The sequence below is a fragment of the Streptomyces sp. NPDC002845 genome (assembly GCF_053591955.1).
On the sequence record NZ_JBSFUU010000004.1, the window covers coordinates 189203 to 209596 of the forward strand.

At 69.1% G+C, this 20394-nt stretch carries 18 protein-coding genes and 3 pseudogenes; 12 read left to right on the forward strand and 9 right to left on the reverse strand.

Annotated elements, in window-relative coordinates:
* Nucleotides 1-30 precede the first annotated feature (30 nt).
* Nucleotides 31-224 (reverse strand): annotated as a pseudogene (locus tag ACWD3C_RS04410) (DNA/RNA helicase domain-containing protein); the annotation flags it as partial.
* Nucleotides 225-698: 474 nt separating this feature from the next.
* Between ACWD3C_RS04410 and ACWD3C_RS04415 the strand changes: the two are divergent.
* Nucleotides 699-2597 carry an FUSC family protein gene (locus ACWD3C_RS04415; protein ID WP_451139949.1) on the forward strand — a complete coding sequence of 633 codons (1899 nt, stop codon included), beginning with the start codon at nt 699-701 and terminating at the stop codon, nt 2595-2597.
* Nucleotides 2598-2642: 45 nt separating this feature from the next.
* Here the strand turns inward: ACWD3C_RS04415 and ACWD3C_RS04420 are convergent, their stop codons facing one another.
* Nucleotides 2643-3635 (reverse strand): endonuclease/exonuclease/phosphatase family protein, encoded by a 993-nt coding sequence (locus tag ACWD3C_RS04420; RefSeq protein WP_451139951.1) that lies wholly within the window; start codon nt 3633-3635, stop codon nt 2643-2645.
* Between the two features lie 130 nt (nt 3636-3765).
* Here ACWD3C_RS04420 and ACWD3C_RS04425 point away from each other — a divergent pair, with 130 nt between their 5' ends.
* The 3 genes and pseudogenes from ACWD3C_RS04425 (at nt 3766) to ACWD3C_RS04435 (ending at nt 6396) form a co-directional block, all read left to right on the forward strand.
* Nucleotides 3766-5142, forward strand: a complete 1377-nt coding sequence (locus ACWD3C_RS04425) for an amidohydrolase (protein ID WP_451139953.1) — start codon at nt 3766-3768, stop codon at nt 5140-5142.
* Between the two features lie 161 nt (nt 5143-5303).
* Nucleotides 5304-6057: pseudogene (locus ACWD3C_RS04430) on the forward strand (DUF899 domain-containing protein).
* Nucleotides 6058-6222: 165 nt separating this feature from the next.
* Nucleotides 6223-6396 carry a hypothetical protein gene (locus tag ACWD3C_RS04435; protein WP_451139955.1) on the forward strand — a complete coding sequence of 58 codons (174 nt, stop codon included), beginning with the start codon at nt 6223-6225 and terminating at the stop codon, nt 6394-6396.
* A 1-nt stretch (nt 6397) separates the two neighbouring features.
* On the opposite strand, the pseudogene ACWD3C_RS04440 reads toward ACWD3C_RS04435, so the two are convergent.
* A pseudogene (locus tag ACWD3C_RS04440) lies at nt 6398-6652 on the reverse strand (ABC transporter ATP-binding protein); the annotation flags it as partial.
* Nucleotides 6653-7215: 563 nt separating this feature from the next.
* Between ACWD3C_RS04440 and ACWD3C_RS04445 the strand changes: the two are divergent.
* From ACWD3C_RS04445 to ACWD3C_RS04470, 6 genes are all read left to right on the forward strand, one after another.
* On the forward strand, nt 7216-7611 hold the full coding sequence (locus ACWD3C_RS04445) for a hypothetical protein (protein ID WP_451139957.1): 396 nt from the start codon (nt 7216-7218) through the stop codon (nt 7609-7611).
* A gap of 43 nt (nt 7612-7654) precedes the next feature.
* Nucleotides 7655-8032 (forward strand): hypothetical protein, encoded by a 378-nt coding sequence (locus tag ACWD3C_RS04450; RefSeq protein ID WP_451139959.1) that lies wholly within the window; start codon nt 7655-7657, stop codon nt 8030-8032.
* A 12-nt stretch (nt 8033-8044) separates the two neighbouring features.
* Nucleotides 8045-8839 carry an ATP-binding cassette domain-containing protein gene (locus ACWD3C_RS04455; RefSeq protein ID WP_451139961.1) on the forward strand — a complete coding sequence of 265 codons (795 nt, stop codon included), beginning with the start codon at nt 8045-8047 and terminating at the stop codon, nt 8837-8839.
* The gene (locus ACWD3C_RS04460) at nt 8836-10101 is read left to right on the forward strand and encodes a hypothetical protein (RefSeq protein ID WP_451139963.1); all 1266 of its coding nucleotides are present in this window, start codon (nt 8836-8838) and stop codon (nt 10099-10101) included. Before ACWD3C_RS04455 ends, ACWD3C_RS04460 begins: the two co-directional genes overlap by 4 nt.
* Nucleotides 10098-10724 carry a hypothetical protein gene (locus tag ACWD3C_RS04465; protein ID WP_451139965.1) on the forward strand — a complete coding sequence of 209 codons (627 nt, stop codon included), beginning with the start codon at nt 10098-10100 and terminating at the stop codon, nt 10722-10724. The genes ACWD3C_RS04460 and ACWD3C_RS04465 overlap by 4 nt, the downstream gene beginning before the upstream one ends.
* A gap of 70 nt (nt 10725-10794) precedes the next feature.
* Nucleotides 10795-11214 carry a Clp protease N-terminal domain-containing protein gene (locus tag ACWD3C_RS04470; RefSeq protein ID WP_451139967.1) on the forward strand — a complete coding sequence of 140 codons (420 nt, stop codon included), beginning with the start codon at nt 10795-10797 and terminating at the stop codon, nt 11212-11214.
* Between the two features lie 246 nt (nt 11215-11460).
* Here the strand turns inward: ACWD3C_RS04470 and ACWD3C_RS04475 are convergent, their stop codons facing one another.
* The 6 genes from ACWD3C_RS04475 to ACWD3C_RS04500 form a co-directional block, all read right to left on the reverse strand.
* Nucleotides 11461-12042, reverse strand: coding sequence for a DUF6262 family protein (locus ACWD3C_RS04475; protein ID WP_451139969.1), 582 nt, complete (start codon nt 12040-12042; stop codon nt 11461-11463).
* Nucleotides 12043-12089: 47 nt separating this feature from the next.
* Nucleotides 12090-14561, reverse strand: a complete 2472-nt coding sequence (locus tag ACWD3C_RS04480; protein WP_451139971.1) for a tyrosine-type recombinase/integrase — start codon at nt 14559-14561, stop codon at nt 12090-12092.
* Nucleotides 14558-15709, reverse strand: a complete 1152-nt coding sequence (locus tag ACWD3C_RS04485; RefSeq protein WP_451139973.1) for a tyrosine-type recombinase/integrase — start codon at nt 15707-15709, stop codon at nt 14558-14560. The genes ACWD3C_RS04480 and ACWD3C_RS04485 overlap by 4 nt, the downstream gene beginning before the upstream one ends.
* Entirely contained in the window at nt 15666-17378 is a 1713-nt protein-coding gene (locus ACWD3C_RS04490; RefSeq protein WP_451140031.1) for an ATP-binding cassette domain-containing protein, read from the reverse strand. The genes ACWD3C_RS04485 and ACWD3C_RS04490 overlap by 44 nt, the downstream gene beginning before the upstream one ends.
* A gap of 352 nt (nt 17379-17730) precedes the next feature.
* Nucleotides 17731-18138, reverse strand: a complete 408-nt coding sequence (locus ACWD3C_RS04495; RefSeq protein WP_451139975.1) for a hypothetical protein — start codon at nt 18136-18138, stop codon at nt 17731-17733.
* A gap of 50 nt (nt 18139-18188) precedes the next feature.
* Nucleotides 18189-19007: an ATP-binding protein gene (locus tag ACWD3C_RS04500; protein ID WP_451139977.1), complete on the reverse strand. Its 819-nt coding sequence runs from the start codon at nt 19005-19007 to the stop codon at nt 18189-18191.
* A gap of 210 nt (nt 19008-19217) precedes the next feature.
* Between ACWD3C_RS04500 and ACWD3C_RS04505 the strand changes: the two genes are divergently transcribed.
* Together ACWD3C_RS04505 and ACWD3C_RS04510 are read left to right on the forward strand one after the other, a co-directional pair.
* Complete coding sequence (locus ACWD3C_RS04505; protein WP_451139979.1) at nt 19218-20078, forward strand: helix-turn-helix domain-containing protein; 861 nt, start codon at nt 19218-19220, stop codon at nt 20076-20078.
* Nucleotides 20079-20333 (forward strand): DUF397 domain-containing protein, encoded by a 255-nt coding sequence (locus ACWD3C_RS04510; protein ID WP_451139981.1) that lies wholly within the window; start codon nt 20079-20081, stop codon nt 20331-20333.
* The last annotated feature ends 61 nt before the right edge of the window (nt 20334-20394 follow it).

Sequence of the window (20394 nt, forward strand, 5' to 3'; positions counted from 1 at the left end):
GCCCGCGAGGGCGCTGTCGGCTCCGGCTCTTCCACGTGTCGCCGCGGCCGCCCTGATCTGGGCGACCGTACCCATCTCACCGGGACGCACCACCTGATACTGGTCGAGGAGGAAGACGGGCACGCGTGCGAGTCGATCAGTTCGGCGATCTTCCGCTTGCCGGTGCGGTGCGAGGCGGGGGTGTAGCGGTTCGCCGATGTCTCCCGGATGCGGTGCGCCTCGTTCGCAGATCAGTACGGCGGCAGGTGTTCCCGGCCGACAGGCGCGATGAGCGGGCGCAGCTCGGCGACCGATTTCCGAAGCAGCAAAAGTAATTCCCCACAGGCACGACAGAATTCGTGTGGGTGGGGGCGTCTCCTGAAGAGGAAGCCCGTCGGGCCGCAATGACTACTTCTACGTCAGCTCGGTTGTTGTCCGCTGGTCCCGGAACAACCGAACCCAGGAACACCAGAATAAGGGGCGGGCCCTGGAGCCCGCCCCACCACTCCTGCCAGGTGCAGTTACTGAGGGTGGGTCGCTCGGTTGCGGCCCTCGCGACCGATTGCGTTCATAAAGAACCCGCCCATCGCGAAAACTGTCACACCCCCGAAACATCCACGCGCGCTCCCCACCCCGCCCCCGATCTACCGTGGAGACCACACCACCCCCGGCCACCGTCGCCCGAGGACACACCCCGCCCTCGTCCGAACAGGAGCCCCGTGTCCCGCCCCGCGTCTGCCCTGCCTCCCTGGTTCGCCCATGCTCTGCGTGCGCAAAGGGGGCCGGTGCCATGGAGTGCCGTGACGAGGGGGGCGTTGGCGGCCGGGCCGCTGTTGCTCGTGGCGGTGCTGGTCGGGCAGAGCACTGTGGGAGTCGTCGCGGCGCTCGGGGCCATGCTGGCCGGGATCAATGATCGGCCGGGGAGCCGGAGGGGGGCGGTCCAGCGGCTCGGGGTGCCGGCGCTTGCGGGGGCCGCGGGGCTGGTCGTCGGGACGTATGCCGGGCACTACACCGGGGCTGTCGTGCTCACGCTGCTGCTCACCCTGCTCGGGCTGCTCGCCGGGAGTGTCAGTGCCATGGGACCTGTTGCCTCCGGTGCCGGGACCCAGCTGCTCGTCGCGGCCGCCATCGGGGCGGGGATGCCCTTGCCCGAGAGCGGGTGGGAGCGGGCGCTCGCTTTTGCCGGCGGGGCCGGGTGGCTGCTTGCCCTGCGGCTGGTGCTGCCCACGCCCGGTGCCGTCGCCGGGGACTTCCGGTTCGACGGGGAGCGGGATGCCGTAGCGGCGGTGTACGACGCGATCGCCGGACTCCTCGATGCCGCCGGTACGGCGGAAGCCACCGGGCGGCGCGCCGCCCTCACCGCCGCGCTCGATCACGCGCAGGACGCGCTCGCCGGGCCCCGGCTGCGGCGGTACGCCAGTTCCGCGGCCGAGCGGCGGCTGCACGCGCAGTACGCGGCCGCGTTGCCGCTCGCGGAGGCGGCGACCGCGTTGGCGTGGGACGGGGAGGCCGTATCGGGGCGGACCGCTGAAGGGCCCCGGCGGCTTGCCGCGGCCGTGCGGTGGAACGCGGCCACCGGGCCGTTGCCCGCGCCGAGCCGGTCGGCTCCCGCGTTGCGGGCCCTCGATGACGCCCTTCTCCATGCCGCCGACGCGTTCGACCGTGGCGGGGATCCACGGCGCCTGCCCGCCCGGCGTCGTACCGTCGCGTCACTCGTCCGTGTCGCCCTCGGGTCCGGAGGGCGGGAGTACGGGCTGCGGGTCGCCCTGTCCTTCGGGGCCGGCGCGGCCGTCGCGCAGGCTCTGCACCATGTGCATTGGTACTGGCTGCCAGCCACCGCCGTCTTCCTGGTCAAGCCCGACCTCGGGCCGCTCGCCTCGCGCGTGCTGAACCGGGCGGCGGGGACCGTGCTGGGTGCCCTCGTTTTCGCCGGGTTCGCTGCCGTGCTGCCCCGCCCGGAGGGGCTCATCGCGCTGGTCGCCCTCAGCGGTGCGCTCATTCCCGTCGCCACGCGGCACTTCGCCGCCCAGACCGCCGTCGTCACCGTGCTCGTGCTCGCCCTCGTCATGGTCGGCGGGGAGCCGGAGGCATCCTGGAGCCGGATCGGGGAGACGCTGCTCGCGTGCGCGATCGTGCTGCTCGTGGGGCATCTGCCGATGCCGGGACAGCGGGGCGGGGGAGTACGGGCGCGGCTCGACCGGGCCATGGACGCGGCCCACGCGTACCTCACGCACGTCCTCAACGAGTCCCACCTCGCCGACGGCGACTCGCACCTGGCCGACAACGACTCGGACGACCGCGCCGCCCGTTGGGCCCTCCGCCGAGAGGCCTACCGCACGCTCGCCGAGGCCCGTACGGCGACAGCCCTCGCCTCGGCCGAGCTGCCCGCCCTCGCCCGGCACACCGAGGGCACGAGCGAGGTCGCGGCCACGCTCGAACGCCTCGTCGACACGACCACCGCGTGCGCCGTCCATCTCGACGACACGGGGCGGCTCACACCGGGGTACGTCAAGCGCCTCACGGAGCTTCTGGACGAGCTCGCCGAGCGGAGGGAGCGGGCGGGGGTCGGTACGCCCACCGAAGAGAACGATCTGCCTGGGCTGCGGGCAGCGATTTAGGGGGCGGGCAGGAAGCGGGTCAGGGACAGCCCGGCCGAGCCTTCCCTACACCCGCACCCACACCGGCGCGTGATCCGATCCCGGCGCACCCCTCCGCCGCTTCGGGTCCGCACCCACCGACGGCAGCCGTGGAGCGCCTCCGCCCGGCAGCCCCGTACCCGCGGCCGTGACACGGTGGACCAGGCGGTGGCTCACCAGTATGTGGTCGATCAGTTCGCGGCGGCCGGAGTTGATGCGGGAGAAGCGCTGCTCGGCGGGTATCAGCGGGGCCACGTTCCACAGGCGGGTCGCGTCGCCCTTGTCGGGGTGGTCGAAGCCCGGTGTGCCGATCTCCGATCCGGGCGGGCCGAGCAGTATCTGGGTGGTCGCCGCCCGCACCTCGTCGTTGAGATCGCCCAGCACCACCACGGACCGCGCACGGCCGTCGCCGGCCAGCAACTCGTCCGCCAGCGCGCGCAGCGCCGTTGCCTCGGCGGCCCGGCGATAGAGGGCGTACGCGCCGAAGCGGGCCCGTTCGCCCTCGTCGCGGGGGTGGAAGCGGCCGTTCGGGTACGACAGCAGCTTGGACTTCAGATGGCAGACGGCCACCCGTACGATCTCCGGCGCCGCGTCCCCACCCCCGTTCCCGTCCTCGTCCCCGTTCCCGTCCCCGTCCTCGAACTCCACCGCCAGGAAGCCGCGGCCCGACCGGGACACCGACTCGCCCGCGTCGTCGGCCTGCACCGGGCGCAGCTTCTCCGGGAACGCGTCCGTGTCGGCCAGCACCTCGAACGGCCGGCGGCTGAGGAACCCGACCCGGATGCCCCGGCCGTCCGCCTTTCGCGAGGTCGCGACGTGCCACTCGCCGCCCAGCATTACGGCCAGGTCGCGGAACGCCTCCACGTCCCCGACCTCCTGCACGCCGAGCAGGGTCGGATCGAGCTCGGTGACGACGGCGGCCAGGGCGGCGAGCTTCGTCTCGTACGCTGCCTTGTCCTTCGGCCCGAAGGGGCCGCCGGGCCGGTACAGGTTCTCCAGGTTCCAGGTGCCGAGGAGCATGCCGGGCTCTTTCCAGGAGGGGGCGGTGGTGCCGCCAGAGTGCCCGCGGAACCGCCGCCGCGGCAGGGCCGGGACGGGGGATGTCCGGTTGACGTCCCTCCGGGGTAGGACGACGCCCTACGGTGGCAGAGTGACCTCATCCACCGCTGATCTCATCATCACCGGATGCACCGCCCTCGTGCACGACGAGCACGAGGAGATCGGATTCGTCGAGGACGCCACGATCGTCGTACGCGACGGCGTGATCGAGAGCGTCGGGCCCCCGGCGGAGACGGCGGAGACGGCGGAGCCACGGGACGCCGTCGAACGCATCGACGGCCGCGGCCAGGTCGCCCTGCCCGGCTTCGTCAACTGCCATACGCACGCTCCGATGGTGGCCCTGCGCGGTATCGCCGAGGACGTGCCGGCCGAGGAGTGGTTCAACGACATCGTCTGGCCCGTCGAGTCCAACCTCACGCCGAAGGACGTGGAGTTGGGCGCGCGCCTCGCCTGCGCGGAGATGATCCGCGGCGGGGTCACCTGTTTCGCCGACCACTACTTCGCGATGGACAGGGTCGCCGCCGTCGTCGCCGAGAGCGGAATGCGCGCGCACCTGGGGGAAGCGTTCTTCTCCTCGCAGGGACCCGAAGGCCGGGAGAAGTCACTGGAGTTCGCGCTACGGCACCGGGGCGCGGCCGGTGGCCGTATCACCACCGCGCTCGCCCCGCACGCCCCGTACACCGTCGACGACGCCGACCTCGCCGCGACCGCCGAACTCGCCCGCGCACACGGCCTGCCCGTGCACCTCCACGCCTCGGAGAGCCGCGACCAGACCGACAACAGCCTCGCCCGGCACGGTGTCACGCCCATCGAGGTGCTGGAGCGCACCGGGCTGCTCGCCCTCGACGCGGGCGTGCTCATCGCGCACGGCACCGGCATCCTGGAGCGCGACCTGCCCGTCCTGGAGCGTGCGACGGGCCCGGTGGCCGTCGCGACCGCGCCCCGTACGTACCTGAAGTTCGCCTGGCCCACCACCCCGGTGCGCGCACTGCGCCGGATCGGCGTGCCCGTCGGACTCGCCACGGACGGAGCCGCCTCCAACAACTCCCTCGACGTGTGGGAGTCCATGGCGCTCACCGCCCTCGCGCAGAAGTCGGCCGAGGGCGACCCGCGCTGGCTGACCTCCCGTCAAGCCCTGCACCACGCCACGGTCCAGAGCGCGCGGACGGTGGGGCTGAGGGAGCGCGTCGGCAGCCTCGCGCCCGGCCGGCGGGCCGACATCGTCCTCGTGGACCTCACCGGCCCGCACACCCGGCCCGTCCACGACCTCGCCGCCACCCTCGTGCACAGCGCCCGCGCCGGTGACGTCCGCACCACCGTCGTCGACGGCCGCGTCCTCATGCGCGACCGCGAGCTGCTCACCGTCGATGTGCCGTCCACGGTGAGGGAGCTGGAGGAACGGCTCGCCGCGCTCACCGACCGCAGCCACGGCCGGCGCATCCAGGACTACGACAAACCGCCCGCGTAGGCCCCCACGAAGAGTCGGGAAACGTACAGCCCGCGCGAAGAGCCGGGAAACGTACCGCCCCCACGAAGAGTCCGGAAAAAGTCGGCGCCCCACCGATGAGTTCCGCTCCCCCCTCCGGTCCATCCCCAGAGAGCAGCCGTCGCAGGACCGGAGGACACACCATGACGCTTCCGCGGATCGTCCCGCCCGAGCAGTGGCACACCGCGCGCGAGGAACTGCTGGTGAAGGAGAAGGCCCTCACGCGCGCGCGTGATGCGCCTGGTAGAACGGACTGGCACGGCGGTGGCGCGCAAGGCCCTCACGCGCGCGCGTGATGCGCTGAACGCCGAGCGGCGGCGGCTGCCGATGGTCGAGATCGACAAGGAGTACGTCTTCGAGGGCGGCGACGGAAAGGCGACGCTGCTCGACCTCTTCCGGGATCGGCATCAACTCGTCGTGTACCACTTCATGTTCGCCCCGGAGTGGGACGCGGGCTGCCGCAGCTGCTCGGCGTTCCTCGACCAGATCGGGCATCCGGCCCACCTGCGCGCGCGGGGCACCGAGTTCGCCGCCGTGTCGCGGGCGCCGTACACGAAGATCCTTCCCTTCAAGGCCCGCATGGGCTGGACGGTGCCCTGGTACTCGTCATACGGCGACGACTTCAACGCCGACTTCCAGGTGTCGTTCGAGGGGGCCGGGGGCGAGACCGTCGAACGGCCGGGGGTGAGCTGCTTCCTGCGCGACCGGGAGCGGGTCTTCCACACGTACTCGACGTACGAGCGCGGCCTCGACGGGCTCGGCTCCACGACCAGCCTGCTGGACCTCACCGCCCTGGGGCGGCAGGAGGAATGGGAGGAGCCCCGGGGACGCGCCTCGGCGCTGGGGGCACCGGCGGGCAGTGAGCGGATCCGGTACCACGACGAATACGAAAACTGACGCCGGTCGACACGGAACGTCACCGGACGGCTGCCGTTCTGAGAACTTCCTCACAATTCACCGTTGAACAAGTGTCAACTACGTCTCAGAACCGTCACTTCACGAGCCGTTCACCCCATGGAAGGCGTTTAACTCTACGAGGACAACGCGACATGGAGGTGCAAGGTGAACGGGCGAACGGTGCTGGAGCGTTTTCCCGCAGGCGGACCGCGCGGTTCCTGGCCGGCGGAGGAGTTCGCGCAGGCGCGCCGCCTGGAGGGGCAGGCCGCCGAGGTCGTCATGGACCTCTCGACGGACACGTTCCTGGTGATCGTCCGCGGGGCGGACATCACCGAATGACTCAGCCGGTCTCCTCGGCGGGCACCCGCACCGCGAACTGCTCCGCCTGCAGCGCGTACAGCTCCGCGTAGACGCCACCGGTGGCCAGGAGCTCGTCCGGGGTGCCGGACTCGACCAGGCGCCCCTGATCCAGGACGTGCACCAGGTCGGCGTGGCGGACCGACGCCAGCCGGTGGGTGATGAGGACGACCGTCTGGCCGGTGCCCGCCAGGGCGCGGATCTTCTCGAAGACCTCCAGCTCGGCCCGGGCGTCCATTTTTATCTATAGCTGTCAAGTATCGGTCCGAGTCCATTGGCACGGTTGCCTCCAGGCACGTTAGGCACGATCCGGGTCCCCCGTCACGGTCCAGCTGCGTCGGCCGCACTGAAGCCGGGCGAGTTCGACGAACCAGCGCCAACTGGGCATACGCCCCGGGCAGATACCCGCACGTCCCAAACCGTCGACCGGCTACACCACTCGGCGGGACACCATCCGGTCTACTGCTTCGACGCGGTCGCCGACGACGCCTGGACTACCTCCGGGTGGCCGACGACATCATCAGCTTGGTCGAGCAGGGGGCGGATCGCGCCATGATCCTTCAATGCTGGACGTCACCGCGGCTGTTCATGCGTCGCACTCAGGCGATCCCGCATCGCCTGCCACGCGCGTGGCGTGGTTGATGTGTGCAGGTCAGGAGTGGTCTTCGGCTCCCGCGACTGAAAGCTAAAGGAATTCGACTCCGGAGTACATGCACGTGAAGGGGAATGTCTTATTCTCCGGTGCCGTCGAAGTCGCGCTGTCCGGAAGACTGATCATTCCTACGAAAGGAGGCTCTCGGAATGGGAGTGAAACGGAAGGCGGGCTGGCTGCTTGTCGCCGGCATGGCCTTGGGCGCCGGAATTTTCGCTGCTCCGCAAGCGGCAGCAGATCCGGCCGACTGCAACGGCTTCAAGCCGACAATCACGTTGTCGAGCGACGCGAGACTTTCCGCCGGTATTACGGCGTTCTGCAGCGTCGACAAAAGTAGGTACTACCGTGGCGAAATCAAGTGGGACAAGAACTTCGCCCCGGATCCACTCACGTCGAGCTACACCGACCATGACTACGACGTGTACGACGCAAGTCACCGCACCTGCGACAGGCACAATACGCGTAAGTACTACTCGCGTGGCTTCTTCACGTCCGGCTCGGACTATCACGACTCAACTCACCGTGACCTGACCGTCGGATGCTGATGCGGAACCCGCAAAGGAGAAGCTCATGAGAGGTACACGAAAGATGGCCAGCGTCGTGGCGCTGTCTGTCGCGTCGTTCGGCCTGAGTGTCGGGGCCGCAACCGTGGCGGCGGCGGACCCGGCCGGTTGTGAGGCAACCAGGACAACGGTTGGCCTCACGGACAACGGACGGGTCTATGGCGAGGGCTTCGGCTCCTGCGACATCACGGCACTTCGCTACTTCCGGGCCGAAGTGAAGTGGGACAAGGCATGGGCGCCGGACCCGCTCACTGCTTCGAGGACGGTGTCCGGCAAGACGAACTGGCACGGATTCGTGGCCACTTGCGACAACGGCAACACCAGGGGGTATTACGGAAGGACCTTCTGGACTTCGGGAAGTGACTACCACGACTCGAATCCGCGGGACATTCGCGCCTGCTAGCGACTCCGGGGCGTGAATCTGGCCACCATGCAGAAAGGTAGTTGGAGAGTAGTGGAACCTGCAGTTTCGACGAAAGGCTTGGTCCAGCGATACGGCCGCAAGGTCGTCCTGAATGATTTAGACCTGGTGGTGCGAAGTGCAGGGATCACCGGGATCGTCGGACCGAACGGTGCAGGCAAGACAACACTGCTTTCCACTGTGGCTACCCTGATGCAGCCGGCGGGTGGGGAGCTGTCCATCATTGGACTGAACCCCACCCGCCGTCAGGAGCGGAAGGAAATACGCCGACGCAGCTCGTTCCTTCCACAGTCGTTCGGATACATCCCCAAATTTACTGTGAAGGAATTCGTAGGATACGCGGGGTGGCTCAAGGGAATACCATCCGCCCGGATGGATCAAGCAGTCAATGACGCCATCGAGTACGTCTCGCTGACCGAGAAGGCTGACCAGCCGATGGGGCGTCTGTCTGGCGGTATGATCCGGCGAGCCGGCATTGCCTCGGCTCTCGTCAACTCCCCGGAGATCCTCATCCTCGACGAGCCGACCGTCGGGCTGGATCCACGGCAGCGCCTGGACTTCCGCACCGTGATCAAGGGATTGGGGCAGACGAGCACTGTCCTCCTGAGCACCCACCTCATCGAGGACGTCGCCGCCACCTGCAAGGACGTTCTGGTGATTCAGGACGGGACGGTCAAGTTCAGCGGCGATACCAAGGAACTGGCGCAAGTTGGTGACGTGACCGGCGAAGGACAGTCCCCCCTCGAACGCGGTTATGCAGCCTTGATCGGAGAGGGTGAGCCGTCGTGAGAAGTGTGTTCTTCACCGAGGTTCGGCGCAGCCCCATGCTCTACGCCCTTCCGATCCTCATCTTCCTGTGCGGGATGGCTGCATGGCGCTCGCTCATCCCTGGCGTCAACACCTGGGATGCCAACTCCCTGGCAATCCTCAGCGGTATACAGTTGCTCGGCCCCGTCGCCGCTGGCATCTCCTGCTGGATCGCACAGCGCGAGCGGCAGCGGCGCCTCGCGTATCTTCGGATACTTTCTGATGACCGAAACGGTCTCGTGCCGGTCGTACAGTTAGCTTCTGCCGTGACGTGGACCGTCGGAGCCGTGCTCTTCGTCTATTCAGCACTAGCCATTCAGACGATCTACGTCGGTGGATACGGCAGTGTGTCTGTGAGCGCCCTCTTCTCAGCCTGCATGGGTGCAGCAGTCCACACGGCCTTCGGATACCTGGCCGGCTGGCTCATTCCACGCACTGTCGTCGCGCCGATCGTCGCGCTGGCCGCCTACGTGTATATCGTCCTTAACCTGGACTACCCGGGTTCTTGGTTCTATCTTCTCGCGCCGGTCACCAGTGAGCGCCCCAGCGTTTTCGTCGAGTGGCAGTCCCACCTCTTCCTCACGCAAGGCGCGTGGCTCGCATGCGTCTTGGTCCTTCTCGCTGCACTATGCGCCATCTCCAGCGTGCCCAGGAAGATCTACCTCGCGGCGGGCGGCACCAGCCTGGCGCTGGCTCTGTGTTTCGGCCTGATGCTGCAGTCTTATGACGGATACGTGTTCGCCGGTGGGTTCGCGCGCCCGGAACCGGTATGCAAGGGCCAGAGCCCGACGGTCTGTGTCCACCCTGCGTTCAAGGACTCGGCTCAACCCGTGAGCAACGCATTCCGCCAGTTGTCCGCACGCTTCGGAACGTCACCGCTGGCCTTCGACCGCCTCGAGCAGAGGGCCACAGGAGACTTCTCTCCCCTCCCCAAGGGAACCCTCAGAGTCACCCTTGACGATGAGGCACCCGGCTACATGGACCTCGCCCGCAGCTACTTCGTGACGGACTTGGTCGATCAGGCCGCGTGCAGCCGCAGGAAGGACATCGAGGGACGGGCTTACACAGAAGTCGTGAGCGCCTGGCTTCTCGACACCCAAATCCGCCTCCCCTCCCGGTTCCAGGACGCCGAGCAGAAATTCCAGAACACGACCGAAGAGAAGCGACGCAAGTGGTTCGGCAATCACGTCAACGACTTCAGAACGTGCGGACTGTCCTCCGAGAGCTTCGACACGGTCTCGTGATCCGCCTCGCCTCACGCAATTACCTGTCCTTTGTCCGGGCACGCAGCGTTGGAACCTCTCTCGCCGTCATCGCTGCCGTGAGCGCAGTTTCACTGCTGGCCGGCGAAAACCTCATCGACCTCCGCGTCGGAAGCGGCGCGGGAGTCCCGTATGCCACGCTCGCGCCGGCCATGTCGGGAAGTCTGATCGCGGCCTCTGCCCGCAGTGGCTTGTTCCGACAAGAACAGTTGGCCTCCAGAAACCTATGGGGCCCCCGCGCCGCCGTACTCCTCGGCATGGTCCTGTGGGCCGCGGCATGGGCAGCCATCGCCCAGCCGACGCTCCCGAACTCACCCGGGGACGTCGCCGCAGTCCGCAACGTCGTCGGCTTTACAGGACTGGGGCTGATCGCCAGCCGCATCGTCGGGGGCAGGCTCGCGTGGATCGCGCCGATCAGCATGGCGATCGCCGCGCTGACCTTGGCTAGTTCCAGCGGTCAGACTCGTGGAGCCGCGCTCGTATGGCCCCTGACCGCCGACGGCAACGTCACCGCAGCTCTCGTGGCTCTCACATTATTCGTGGTGGGTGCAGGCGTCGTCATCGTGCAGGGAACGCGCGAGCGGGAGATAGACGCTGAAGAGTGATGTCAGCAGGCTTCAGCCATTGTTCAGAGACCGGTAGACGGTGGACTCGACGCGGCAGAATACTGATCACATGCCCGAATTGATGTCAGAGGATGCGGTTAGAGACCTCGCACAGGCCCCTGCCGAAGCCCGATCCTTGCACCGCACCGAAGTCTTCCCCGTGCACGTGCTCCTCTGCGTCGCTCATCATGAGAGCGATGCGAGCAGCCTGCTGAAGGCCGCAGGAGTCGACTACTCAGCCCTGTATGCGGCACTGGCGGCCGGTCAACCGGCCGCCAAGCCGACCAATAAGCGAGAGCTCCCGTGGTCCAGCTCGATGGAGCACATCCTCCAGCTCTCCCAGAGCTACACCAAGAAGCACTTCACATCGAGCCACTTGCTGGCCCTGATCCTGGACAACGACAAGGACAGCGTCACGCTGCTGCGCGAGTGCGGCCTGAACGTCCAGGAATTCCGAGCCACGCTCTCTCAACGTTTGGGCGACGCCTGACTCAAGGTGGCGCCTGCCTACCGCTGGCCGATCGACGAAGTCGGCCGGATGCTGCGCGAGCCGGCGAGGAGGAGCGGTTCCGCCGAGGCCATCTGCTGATGCGCAAACAGTAGAATCCGGGCAGGCTGAGCCCGGTTCCACTGGATCGCCCCAAGGAACTACGCAAGGAGGTAGGTAGAGGGTTGCCCGGGGTGATGTCGGGCAACCTGCTGCTCCCAGGACGAAGACGGAACCGATGCCCGACTGTCAGTCGATGACGCTTCTCTGGTTCTCGGCGCGGATCATGCGTCTCAGGCTGGTGCGGGCTGCGTTGAGGTCCTCGCCGGTCTCGGCCAGGCGTCGTTCAAGGTTCTTGTTCACTTGGTTCAGTCCGTCGATTTCCGAGCGCAATTCGCGGTTCTGCCGGGTCAGTTCCTCCACCCTTGCGGTCAGGTCGGCGGAGCCCAGCTGGTCGAGTTGGTGACCGAGTTGCCGCTGGACGGCGGCCCGCGCCTGGGACAGTTCGGTTCGCAGCCGGGCATTGTCGGCGCGGGTGAGCTCCAGTTCGGTCTGCAGGCTGGCAGCGCCGACCGGCGGGTGTGCCTGCGTGGCCCTGGCCGCTTGGCGTTGCTGCCTGGTCCGGGCCGCCTCGATGTGCTCGCGCACGCCGTCAGCGTAGACGAGCCAGCTGGACACGCCGGCTGCCCTGGCCACCCCGGTGAACGTGATCAGGTCACCGCTGGTCAGCATGGCGTCCACGACGGCCACGACCTTGGCGCGCTTGGCCCGGCTGTCCTTGCGCCGGGCCTCGCGCAGCACCGCGCCTGGGGTGCGCGTGGCCGCCGTCATGCCGCACCTTCTTCCCGGTGGATCACTGTCAGGGGCAGCAGGGCGCGTCACTCGGCCGCGCGGGCCTTACGCAGGATCCGGCTGGCGTCCTCGATCTCCGCCCGCTGGTCGGTGGGGAGTTCGGCCAGGCGGCGGTGCATGGTGTCGGACACGTCCTTGAAGGCGTCGATCTGGTCGGTGAGGTTGCGCAGGACAAACGGTGCGGCGTCCATCGCGTCGGCGGTCTCGCGGTCGGCACGCAGCGCGTGCAAGTGCTCCTCGATGGCGGGCAGGTAGGAGGGGTCGGGGCGGTAGAAGCCGCAGCCGGCGCACTGGAACCGCAGTGCGCAACTCTTTCCGCCGGCCTTGACGTTGGTAGGCTCGGTGCAGTTGCCGTAGGGCACCGCTACGGATCGGGCCTCGTACGCGGTTGCGGAGGGCATCGGGGCGGGGCGTCCCGCCCGGTCCACGACCTGTAGCCGCAGAGTGTTCACCGCGGACCTCTTCCGTTCCAGGGAGATCTTGTAGTAGCCCATGGTCGTGTCGATGGACCGGTGATCCATCAGATCGCGCAGCACGTCGGGCCGCACCCCCGCGTCGGCGTGCCGCTGGGCGTAGGAGTGCCGGAACGCGTACGGGAACACCAGCGTCGAGTCGAACGGGAGCGGGAATCCGTCGAGACCGGGCATCTCGGAGTCCAACACAGGCAGGTGGTCCGCCCACGCGCGGATCGCCCGGGCCAGGTTGCCGGCCAGCAGGTGGTGCACCCCGGTGTCTTCGGAGATCGCGGGGAAGAGGTAGGACCGGCTGTGAGCCGGTCCGCCGATCTGCTGGCGGCGCTGCTGCCAGATCTGGATCGCGGTCGCGGTGGCCTTGGTGATCGGCAGTCGGCGGCGGTACCGCTTCTTCTTGTGGTTGTCCCAAACCAGGGTGAACTCCCCGCCTTCCGCCTCCAGACAGGCGGATTTGAGTGAGGTGACCTCGATGGGCCGCCGCCCGGTGTCGCGCAACACGGTGTAGGCGGTGCGGAACATCAGCTGCACGTCCTGCGGGGCCATCTCGCCGTAGGGGAAGCCGTTGCCCAGGCGGTCGAGGTGGGTGTCGAGCTGGGCGATGACCGACTCGGGGATCGCCTTGCCGATCTCGTCCTCGTTGTCCTCGTCGCCGGGAATACTGTGGGATTGCTGGCGGGCGAAGCCGCCGGCCATCCGGTCCAGCAGCCCGGCCCTGCGGCCGAAGTCGAGCATCTGGAAGAACTTCGCCAACAGGTCCCGGCGCACGGAGTTGGAGTACCGCTCACCGTCGGGCTTGCGCGAGTCCCTGAACCCTTCCACCACGGCGTCGATGTCCGTGAACGCCAACTCGGCCTCGTCCTGGCCGCCGCCGGGGCGAGCGTCCAGCGCCTGGGACGCCCGGACGCAGGAGTTCATCATCCGGTTCAGCGCGTAGCTGTCCGGATCGGTGGTCCGCGCCCAGGCCAGCACGCTCTCGCGCAGCCAGGGCTGGGAGATCCGGCCGAAGTCGATGGTGCCCTGGTTGTAGCGGCGCCCCGAGCGGCTGTAGCGGGAGGCTATCTTGGCAGTGACCGCGTCCCAGACTTCCGAATCCCGGGGCCCGTTGCCGCCCGCCTGCTCGTAGCCTGCCTGCACATGCCGGAAGAACTCCTTCACATGTGCTCGGGTGTTGTTCGAGGCCCGCTCCACCATGGCCAGCGCAGTGAGCCGGTCGACTTCGAGCAGGCTCCCGTACCCGGCAAAGGTCCGGGTCAGGTGGCGTACGCACTGGGTGTCGAGCTTGGCCCCGCGCTGATCCCGCTGCTGAACCGCGTAGAGAAACTCCAGCCGCAGCACTGGTGCCAACTGTCGCAGGGAGAACTGGTGTTGCAGCAGAAACGGGACCTGCCCCTCAGCCCACGAGGCCGCGTCCTGGCCCGCGTTGCCCGTCCGCGCGTCAGCGGTGCGGCGACGACGGTGGTACGCGCACAGCGGCAAGCCGGAGTCCTGGGCCGTCGGGCAGCCCGGCACCACACACATCGGGACCTCCTCCACCCCCACCCGGATATCAGCCGACGCGAGCCACGGGCCCGGATCGTCTCCGCCCAGTCCGCCCTTGCGCTTCCACTGCTGCCACAACGCGTAGTGGTCCTTGCACACGCCCCGCGCCGAGACCGGGTAACCGCAGCGCCGAGCATCCTGTCGCGCCTCGCAGCGCGCCGGGGACTGCCCGGACGTCGCGGCCATCCGCTGCGGGAGGTACTGACCGGCAAACGCTTCGGCGTCCAGGCCACTCACCGAGAGTGCCTTCACGCATCCGCTGCAGAAGCTGCGGGTGTGAACCACCGTCGAACACGCAGCTGTGCGGCAGAAGTTCGCGCGGGTACGGGGGTTGTTCGGATCTCCGGTGAACAGCAGGGCCTGCGGATCCCACTCCCCTGGGCGCCAGCCGGCGACGATGACGTCCTGCAGCCAGCAGGTCCAGGACGCCAGGTCCACACCTGCGAACAGAGCAGGGGTGTCGTCGCGAATCAGCGCGAGGGTCATCGGCGAGCTCCCTGGGCCGCACCGACGCGCTCGACGGCATCCCGCAGATCCGTGTCGCTGGCGTGCAGGTACGGGTCCATCGACGAGGCCGAGGCGTGGCCCATCAGGGTCTGGACCACGTCGCGGTCCACCCCGGCACGCACCCAGCGGGTGGCGGCGGAGTGCCGCAGCATGTGCGGACGCGCCGTGAAGCCGACCTTCCTGGCCAGCCGGTCGAACAGATCCTTCGCCGAGGCATAGGTCATCGCCCGCCCCAGCGGCCCGCGGAAGAGGTTGACGAAGACCATCTCGCAGTCCTCCGCCTCCCTGACGCCCCCACGCTCATGGAGGTAGTCGGCATACAGCGCCACCACCTCTTCATTGACCGGGATCGACCGCGAGACCCGGGACTTCGCCAACGCCCCGTTGGGATTGCGTCGCCGCCGCACATGCACATGAGGCCCAGTCACCTGGCAGCCGAGCGCACCGGAATGCGACAGCAGGTGCATGTCCTCACGCCGCAGCCCCAGTGCCTCCCCGATCCGCATCCCCGTGCAACTCAACAGTCCCACCAGGAAGCGGTCCCGAGCCCGGCGTGTGGCCGCGACCAGCAGGTCGACCTGCTCGCCGGTCAGCCACTCGTAGCCTTCCACCGCGACCGCGTATTTCAAGTTCCTCGCCCGCACCGTGCGGAACTGGCCGTCCTCGCCCGGGTCGTAGCCCGCGGGGAGGTAGGACAGGCGCCTCGGCTCCGACAATGACGCGGAGATCTGCGTCGGAACCCAGCCGTTCCGAGCCCCGAACCGGAGAAATTCACACACCGTGGTCATCACGGCGTTCGCGGTCGACTCCCGCCGATACCGCGCCTCTATCGCAGGCCCTCGCCCGCGCGGCGGCAGCGGCTCCGCCACCAGCCAGCGCAGGAACCTCCCCAGATCCAGCATTCCTGCCTGGGACCAGTCCACGCCGTGCTCGGCGCACCAGCAGAGGTACAGCGCGACCCTGCCCGCATACACCCGCTCCGTGTTCGGCGAGCGCCCAGCCGACCTCAGCTCCGCGAGGAACGACGACGCTTCCATGTGCAGGGCGAACGCCTCGTCCACGACCACCCACGCCACCGACTCATCAACTGGCGAGACAGCCCGTTCCGCCCTGTACTTTCCGATCATGATCACGAACGTACCTGACATACCTATGACCCCTCAGATACTGCTGAGGCAACGGGCCCCACCGCGGGACCTCTCGTGTGCCTCGCAACCTGCAGGACCTATAGATATCGAGGGCGGCCGTCGGCTCGTCCACGATCAGGATGTGCCCACGCCGGTACGCGGCCCGCGCGATGCCCAGCCGCTGCCACTGGCCGCCCGACAGCTCGTGCCCGCCGCTGAAGCCGCGGGCCAGCAGGGTGTCGAAGCCGCGTGGCAGGTCGGCGACCACGTCCTGGGCCCCGGCCTCGCCGACCGACGTGGAGAGGCGCTCGTCGGTCAGGGGCGCCGAGGGGCGGCCGATCGAGACGTTCACGCGGGCCGTGAAGGGCCACCGTTTGAAGTCCTGGGCGACCATCGCGACGCGCTCGGCGAGCTGCCGCCGGTCGGCGGTCGCCGCGTCCACGTCGTCCCACAGAATCCGGCCCCGGTCCGGCGCGTACAGTCCGGCCAGCAGCTTGACCAGGGTCGTCTTGCCCGAGCCGTTCTCCCCGACGAGCGCGACGATCTTGCCCAGCGGCACGCTCAACGACACGTCGTCCAGCGCGGGCCGGGCCGCCTTGCCCGGATAGGTGAACGTGACGTTCTCCAGGCGGATCTCGCGCGGCTCGACGGGCAGCGGGGCGCCGCCCTCGGGGATCGCGCGCTCGGCCGCCTCGACGTACAGGCGCTGCAGATCGCCCACGAACAGCGCCTCCTCGTGCAGGGCGTTGAGCTCCAGGACGAGTGTGTCGAGGCTCCCCGAGCCCGTGCGGATCGCGATGACCGCCGTACCCGCCACGGAGAGCGCCATCGCACCCGCGAGCAGCAGACCGCCGAGGGTCGCGTACGTCGCCACCGTGGCGAGCCCCGTCCAGGCCGCCGCGATCAGGCCGGTACGGGCCGCGAGCCGGGCGAGCCGCGCCTGCTCCGCCTCGGCGGTCTCCGACATCGCGCGGAAGTGGCGCAGCAGGAACGGGCCGACACCGTGCACCCGGATCTCCGGGGCCGCCTTCGGCTCGGTCAGCAGGTCGCTGATCAGGCGCCCCGCGCGCGCGTGCTGCACCCAGGCGTGGAAGGACTGGTAGCGGCGGCGGGCGTTGGTGAGCGAGCTCCAGGCGCTCGGCAGGGTCATGGTCATCAGGAGCGGCAGCAGGGCCGGGTGCAGCACGGTCAGCACGCCCGCCGCGGCGATCAGCGAGATCATCGCGTTCACCACGCGCGCGGAGTACGCGATCATGCGGCGCGCCGACGCGGCGCCGTACCTCGCCGTGTCCAGGAGTTTGTGGAACGCGTCGTCCTCGATCGCCGACAGCTCCACGGCCGCCGCCCGCTCCAGATACAGCTCGGTCGCCACGCGCTCCACCTTCGGCTCCAGCAGGCCGGTGGCGTACGTCGAGGCGGCCCGCAGCAGCGCGGCCAGCAGCAGCACGACGGCGACCGTGACGAGGGCGGGGAGGGAGCCCCGTAACCGGTCCTCGACGGGACCCCCCGACAGCAGCCGGGCCAGGACCGCGTTGACCGCCAGCAGGTTCACCGCCTGGGCCGCGCCCCGGCCGATCTCGGCGCCCAGCACGATGCGGGCGGCGCGCCGGTCGGCCTGCCAGGCGAGCCGGAAACTGGACGCGAGCATCGACGGCAGCCGCCGTACCATCGCGCGGAAGTTCAGCTCCAGGAACGCGTCCGCGTGCTGCGACCAGCCCGTGTCGTACCGCAGCGGGCCGCCGAAGAGCAGCCGCTCGGACGCGGAGGGTTCCGGCTTACGGCTCTTGTCCCCCTTGCGGCCCTTGTTTCCCGCATACGCCTGCCCCACCGCTCGCCCTCCCCGGCTGTCCGCGAACCGTCACTATCGCGGGGCGGTCGGCCCGAAGGGCAGGGCGCGCGATCGACTTACCAGGACCGACCGGAGTACGCCGGGCGCTCACCCGCCGTACGGGTGGCACTCCCGTGTGACCCCTGACGCGCTGACCGGGCGCCCCTTCAGGCACTGATTACTGGGCACCCGTTCAGGCGCTGACCGGGCGTGACCAGACCGGTGTGGTCCCCGTCACCCGGCACACGGCCAGGTAGAGGGGGATCGGCGGGGTGTAGGGGATCGTTCCGGTCGGCCGGTGGATGAGGCGGGGGTCGGCGGGCAGGTCGGGGAGGAGGGTGCCCGTGGTGTAGTGGGCGGGCCGGGGCCATTCCAGGGCGTAGTCGGAGTCGGACGGGACCAGCCACCACCAGTGCGTGCCGTCGGCGTAGACGCAGCCCACGCGCGGCAGACGCGGCAGGACCAGGGAGCCGAAGTGGGCGGGAACCGCGACCGCGTCGCAGCCCATGGGGGCGGTCATGCCCTCGGGGATGAGCAGGCGCCGGGGGCCTTCGGGCGTCCGCCGGTCGTGGCGCAGACGGACCAGGGTGTCGAGGCACATCACGGATGCTCTGCCGCCCGTTCCCGGTACGGCCGCTCCTGCTGACGCCCTCACGCCCATGCGGCCCCCGTCCCGGTGCGATAGGACGATTCCGTCCCCGTACTGTCGCCCTCGCCCTCCGGCGGTGGCTTCTTCGCGCCCCAGCCCAGATCGGACCGGGCGGGTGCGCCGCTCAGGTCGGATCGAGTCAGTGCGCCGCTCAGATCGGACCGGGCCGGTGCGCCGCCCGGATCGGACCGGGCCGGTGCGCCGCCCGGATCGGATCGAGTCGGTGCGCCGCCCGCATCGGACGGGGAGGGTGTGCGCCCCGCTCCGGTCGGCGTGCGCCCCCGATGGGCTTGGGCCGGTGTGTGCCCCAAACCGGACCGGGCCGCCGTGTCCGGGCCGCCGTCATCCGCCGTACGGGGCAGATCCGCCCAGACCAGCAGCCCGGACCCGGCGTCCTGGGCGCCCCAGGCATGGCACATGGCCGCCACGAGAAGCAGTCCCCTCCCGTGCTCCTCCTCGGGCCGCTGCGACGAGGGGTGCGGCTCACCTGGAGCGCACCCCTCGTCACGTACGGCTATCCGCACCAGGTCGTCGCCGTCGTGCAGCTCGCAGACGACCCGGCGGCCGGCCGCGTGCACGATGGCGTTGGTGACCAGTTCGGAGACGACCAGAGCGGCCGTGTCGCAGGTGTTCTCACAGACCGCCCAGGTGGACAGCCGGGCACGCGTCATCCGCCGGGCCTGTGCGACAGAACCCGGGTGCGCGGCCAGCTCGAAGCGAAACCGGCGCTCGCTGTCCGCGCCGGGGCGTACCCCGGCGGCCGGACCGGGAGCGAACCGGCCTGCGACGGCTTCTGTTCCTAACGGAGCGGGCGGAATCACGCTTGCCACTATCTCCCCGGAGTGAACACTTGGCAAGTGTCACTCTGAAAATTGCAGAGTGCTGTATGACTCTCTGAACCGCCGTGGCACACTGCTCGCAACAGCACGTCGCGCGGCGCCCCGTCGGATCCCTGCGTCGAGTTCCCCCGCGGGGCTCCCCAGGGCTCCGCAGGGCGCCGCCGGGCTGTCAGGACCGGATGGAGGTGCGAGATGAGCGAACCGCGGTCCGCGCCGACGGTCGGCCAGGTCGTCCTCGGCCGACGCCTGCTGGACCTGCGGGAACGCGCGGGACTCAAGCGTGAGGAGGCCGCGCGCATCCTGCGTGTCGCCCCCGCCACGGTCCGCCGCATGGAGATGGCCGAGGTCTCTTTCAAGATCCCGTACGTCCAGTTGCTGCTGAAGGCGTACGGCGTCGGCGACGAGGAGGCCGAGGCCTTCGTCCGGCTGGCCGAGGAGGCCAACAAGCCCGGCTGGTGGCAGCGGTTCCACGATGTCCTGCCCGGCTGGTTCTCGATGCACGTCAGCCTGGAGGGCGCGGCCGCCCTCATCCGGTCGTACGAGCCCCACTTCGTCCCCGGACTGCTCCAGACGGAGGACTACGCGCGTGGCGTGCTGAAGTCGGGCGCCGTCGGCCAGACCAGGCCCGACGACATCGAGCGCCTCGTCGCGCTGCGCATGCAACGCCAGGAACTGCTCACTCGGGAGGATGCGCCCCGGGTGTGGATGGTGATGGACGAGACCGCCCTGCGCCGCCCGGTCGGCGGCCCGGAGGTGATGCGCGCCCAGATCGACAAACTGCTCGAAGCCATGAAGCTGCCGAACGTGACGCTGCAGGTCGCCCCGTTCTCGGTGGGGCCGCACCCCGGCACGTACGGCCCCTTCGTGCTCTTCCGATTCGCCATGCCGGAGCTCCCGGACATGGTCTACAGCGAGTACCTGACCGGCGCCGTCTACCTGGACGCGCGCCCCGAGGTGGCGACCCACCTCGAGGTCATGGACCGCATGGCGGCTCAGGCCGCTACGGCACAACGCACGAAGGAGATCCTCCGGGATCTCCGCAAGGAGCTGTGAATGGATCGCATCATTCCGCGTATACGCGTCTACAACGGCATGCCCGCCCGCGAGCTGGGCAGCGAGGGTTGGCACAAGCCGTGGAGCGGCGGCAACGGCGGCAACTGCCTGGAGGCGATGAAGCTCTCCGACGGCCGGATAGCCGTACGCCAGTCCACCGACCCGGACGGACCGGCGCTGATCTACACGCCCGACGAGATGAACGCCTTCATCGCGGGTGCCAAGGCGGGGGAGGCCGACTTCCTGTTGTCCTGAGGCATTTGTTGATGGCTGAGCTGATTGTTAACTGCTGTTGGTGCTGGTGGTGACGGACGGA

Coding starts and splice junctions, on each gene's coding strand:
- ACWD3C_RS04505 (WP_451139979.1), top strand. CDS start 19,218: ATGAGCGAACCGCGGTCCGCGCCGACGGTCGGCCAGGTCGTCCTCGGC.
- ACWD3C_RS04490 (WP_451140031.1), bottom strand. CDS start 17,378: ATGGTACGGCGGCTGCCGTCGATGCTCGCGTCCAGTTTCCGGCTCGCC.
- ACWD3C_RS04495 (WP_451139975.1), bottom strand. CDS start 18,138: ATGTGCCTCGACACCCTGGTCCGTCTGCGCCACGACCGGCGGACGCCC.
- ACWD3C_RS04420 (WP_451139951.1), bottom strand. CDS start 3,635: ATGCTCCTCGGCACCTGGAACCTGGAGAACCTGTACCGGCCCGGCGGC.
- ACWD3C_RS04485 (WP_451139973.1), bottom strand. CDS start 15,709: ATGATCGGAAAGTACAGGGCGGAACGGGCTGTCTCGCCAGTTGATGAG.
- ACWD3C_RS04450 (WP_451139959.1), top strand. CDS start 7,655: ATGGCCAGCGTCGTGGCGCTGTCTGTCGCGTCGTTCGGCCTGAGTGTC.
- ACWD3C_RS04445 (WP_451139957.1), top strand. CDS start 7,216: ATGGGAGTGAAACGGAAGGCGGGCTGGCTGCTTGTCGCCGGCATGGCC.
- ACWD3C_RS04475 (WP_451139969.1), bottom strand. CDS start 12,042: ATGACGGCGGCCACGCGCACCCCAGGCGCGGTGCTGCGCGAGGCCCGG.
- ACWD3C_RS04510 (WP_451139981.1), top strand. CDS start 20,079: ATGGATCGCATCATTCCGCGTATACGCGTCTACAACGGCATGCCCGCC.
- ACWD3C_RS04480 (WP_451139971.1), bottom strand. CDS start 14,561: ATGACCCTCGCGCTGATTCGCGACGACACCCCTGCTCTGTTCGCAGGT.
- ACWD3C_RS04470 (WP_451139967.1), top strand. CDS start 10,795: ATGCCCGAATTGATGTCAGAGGATGCGGTTAGAGACCTCGCACAGGCC.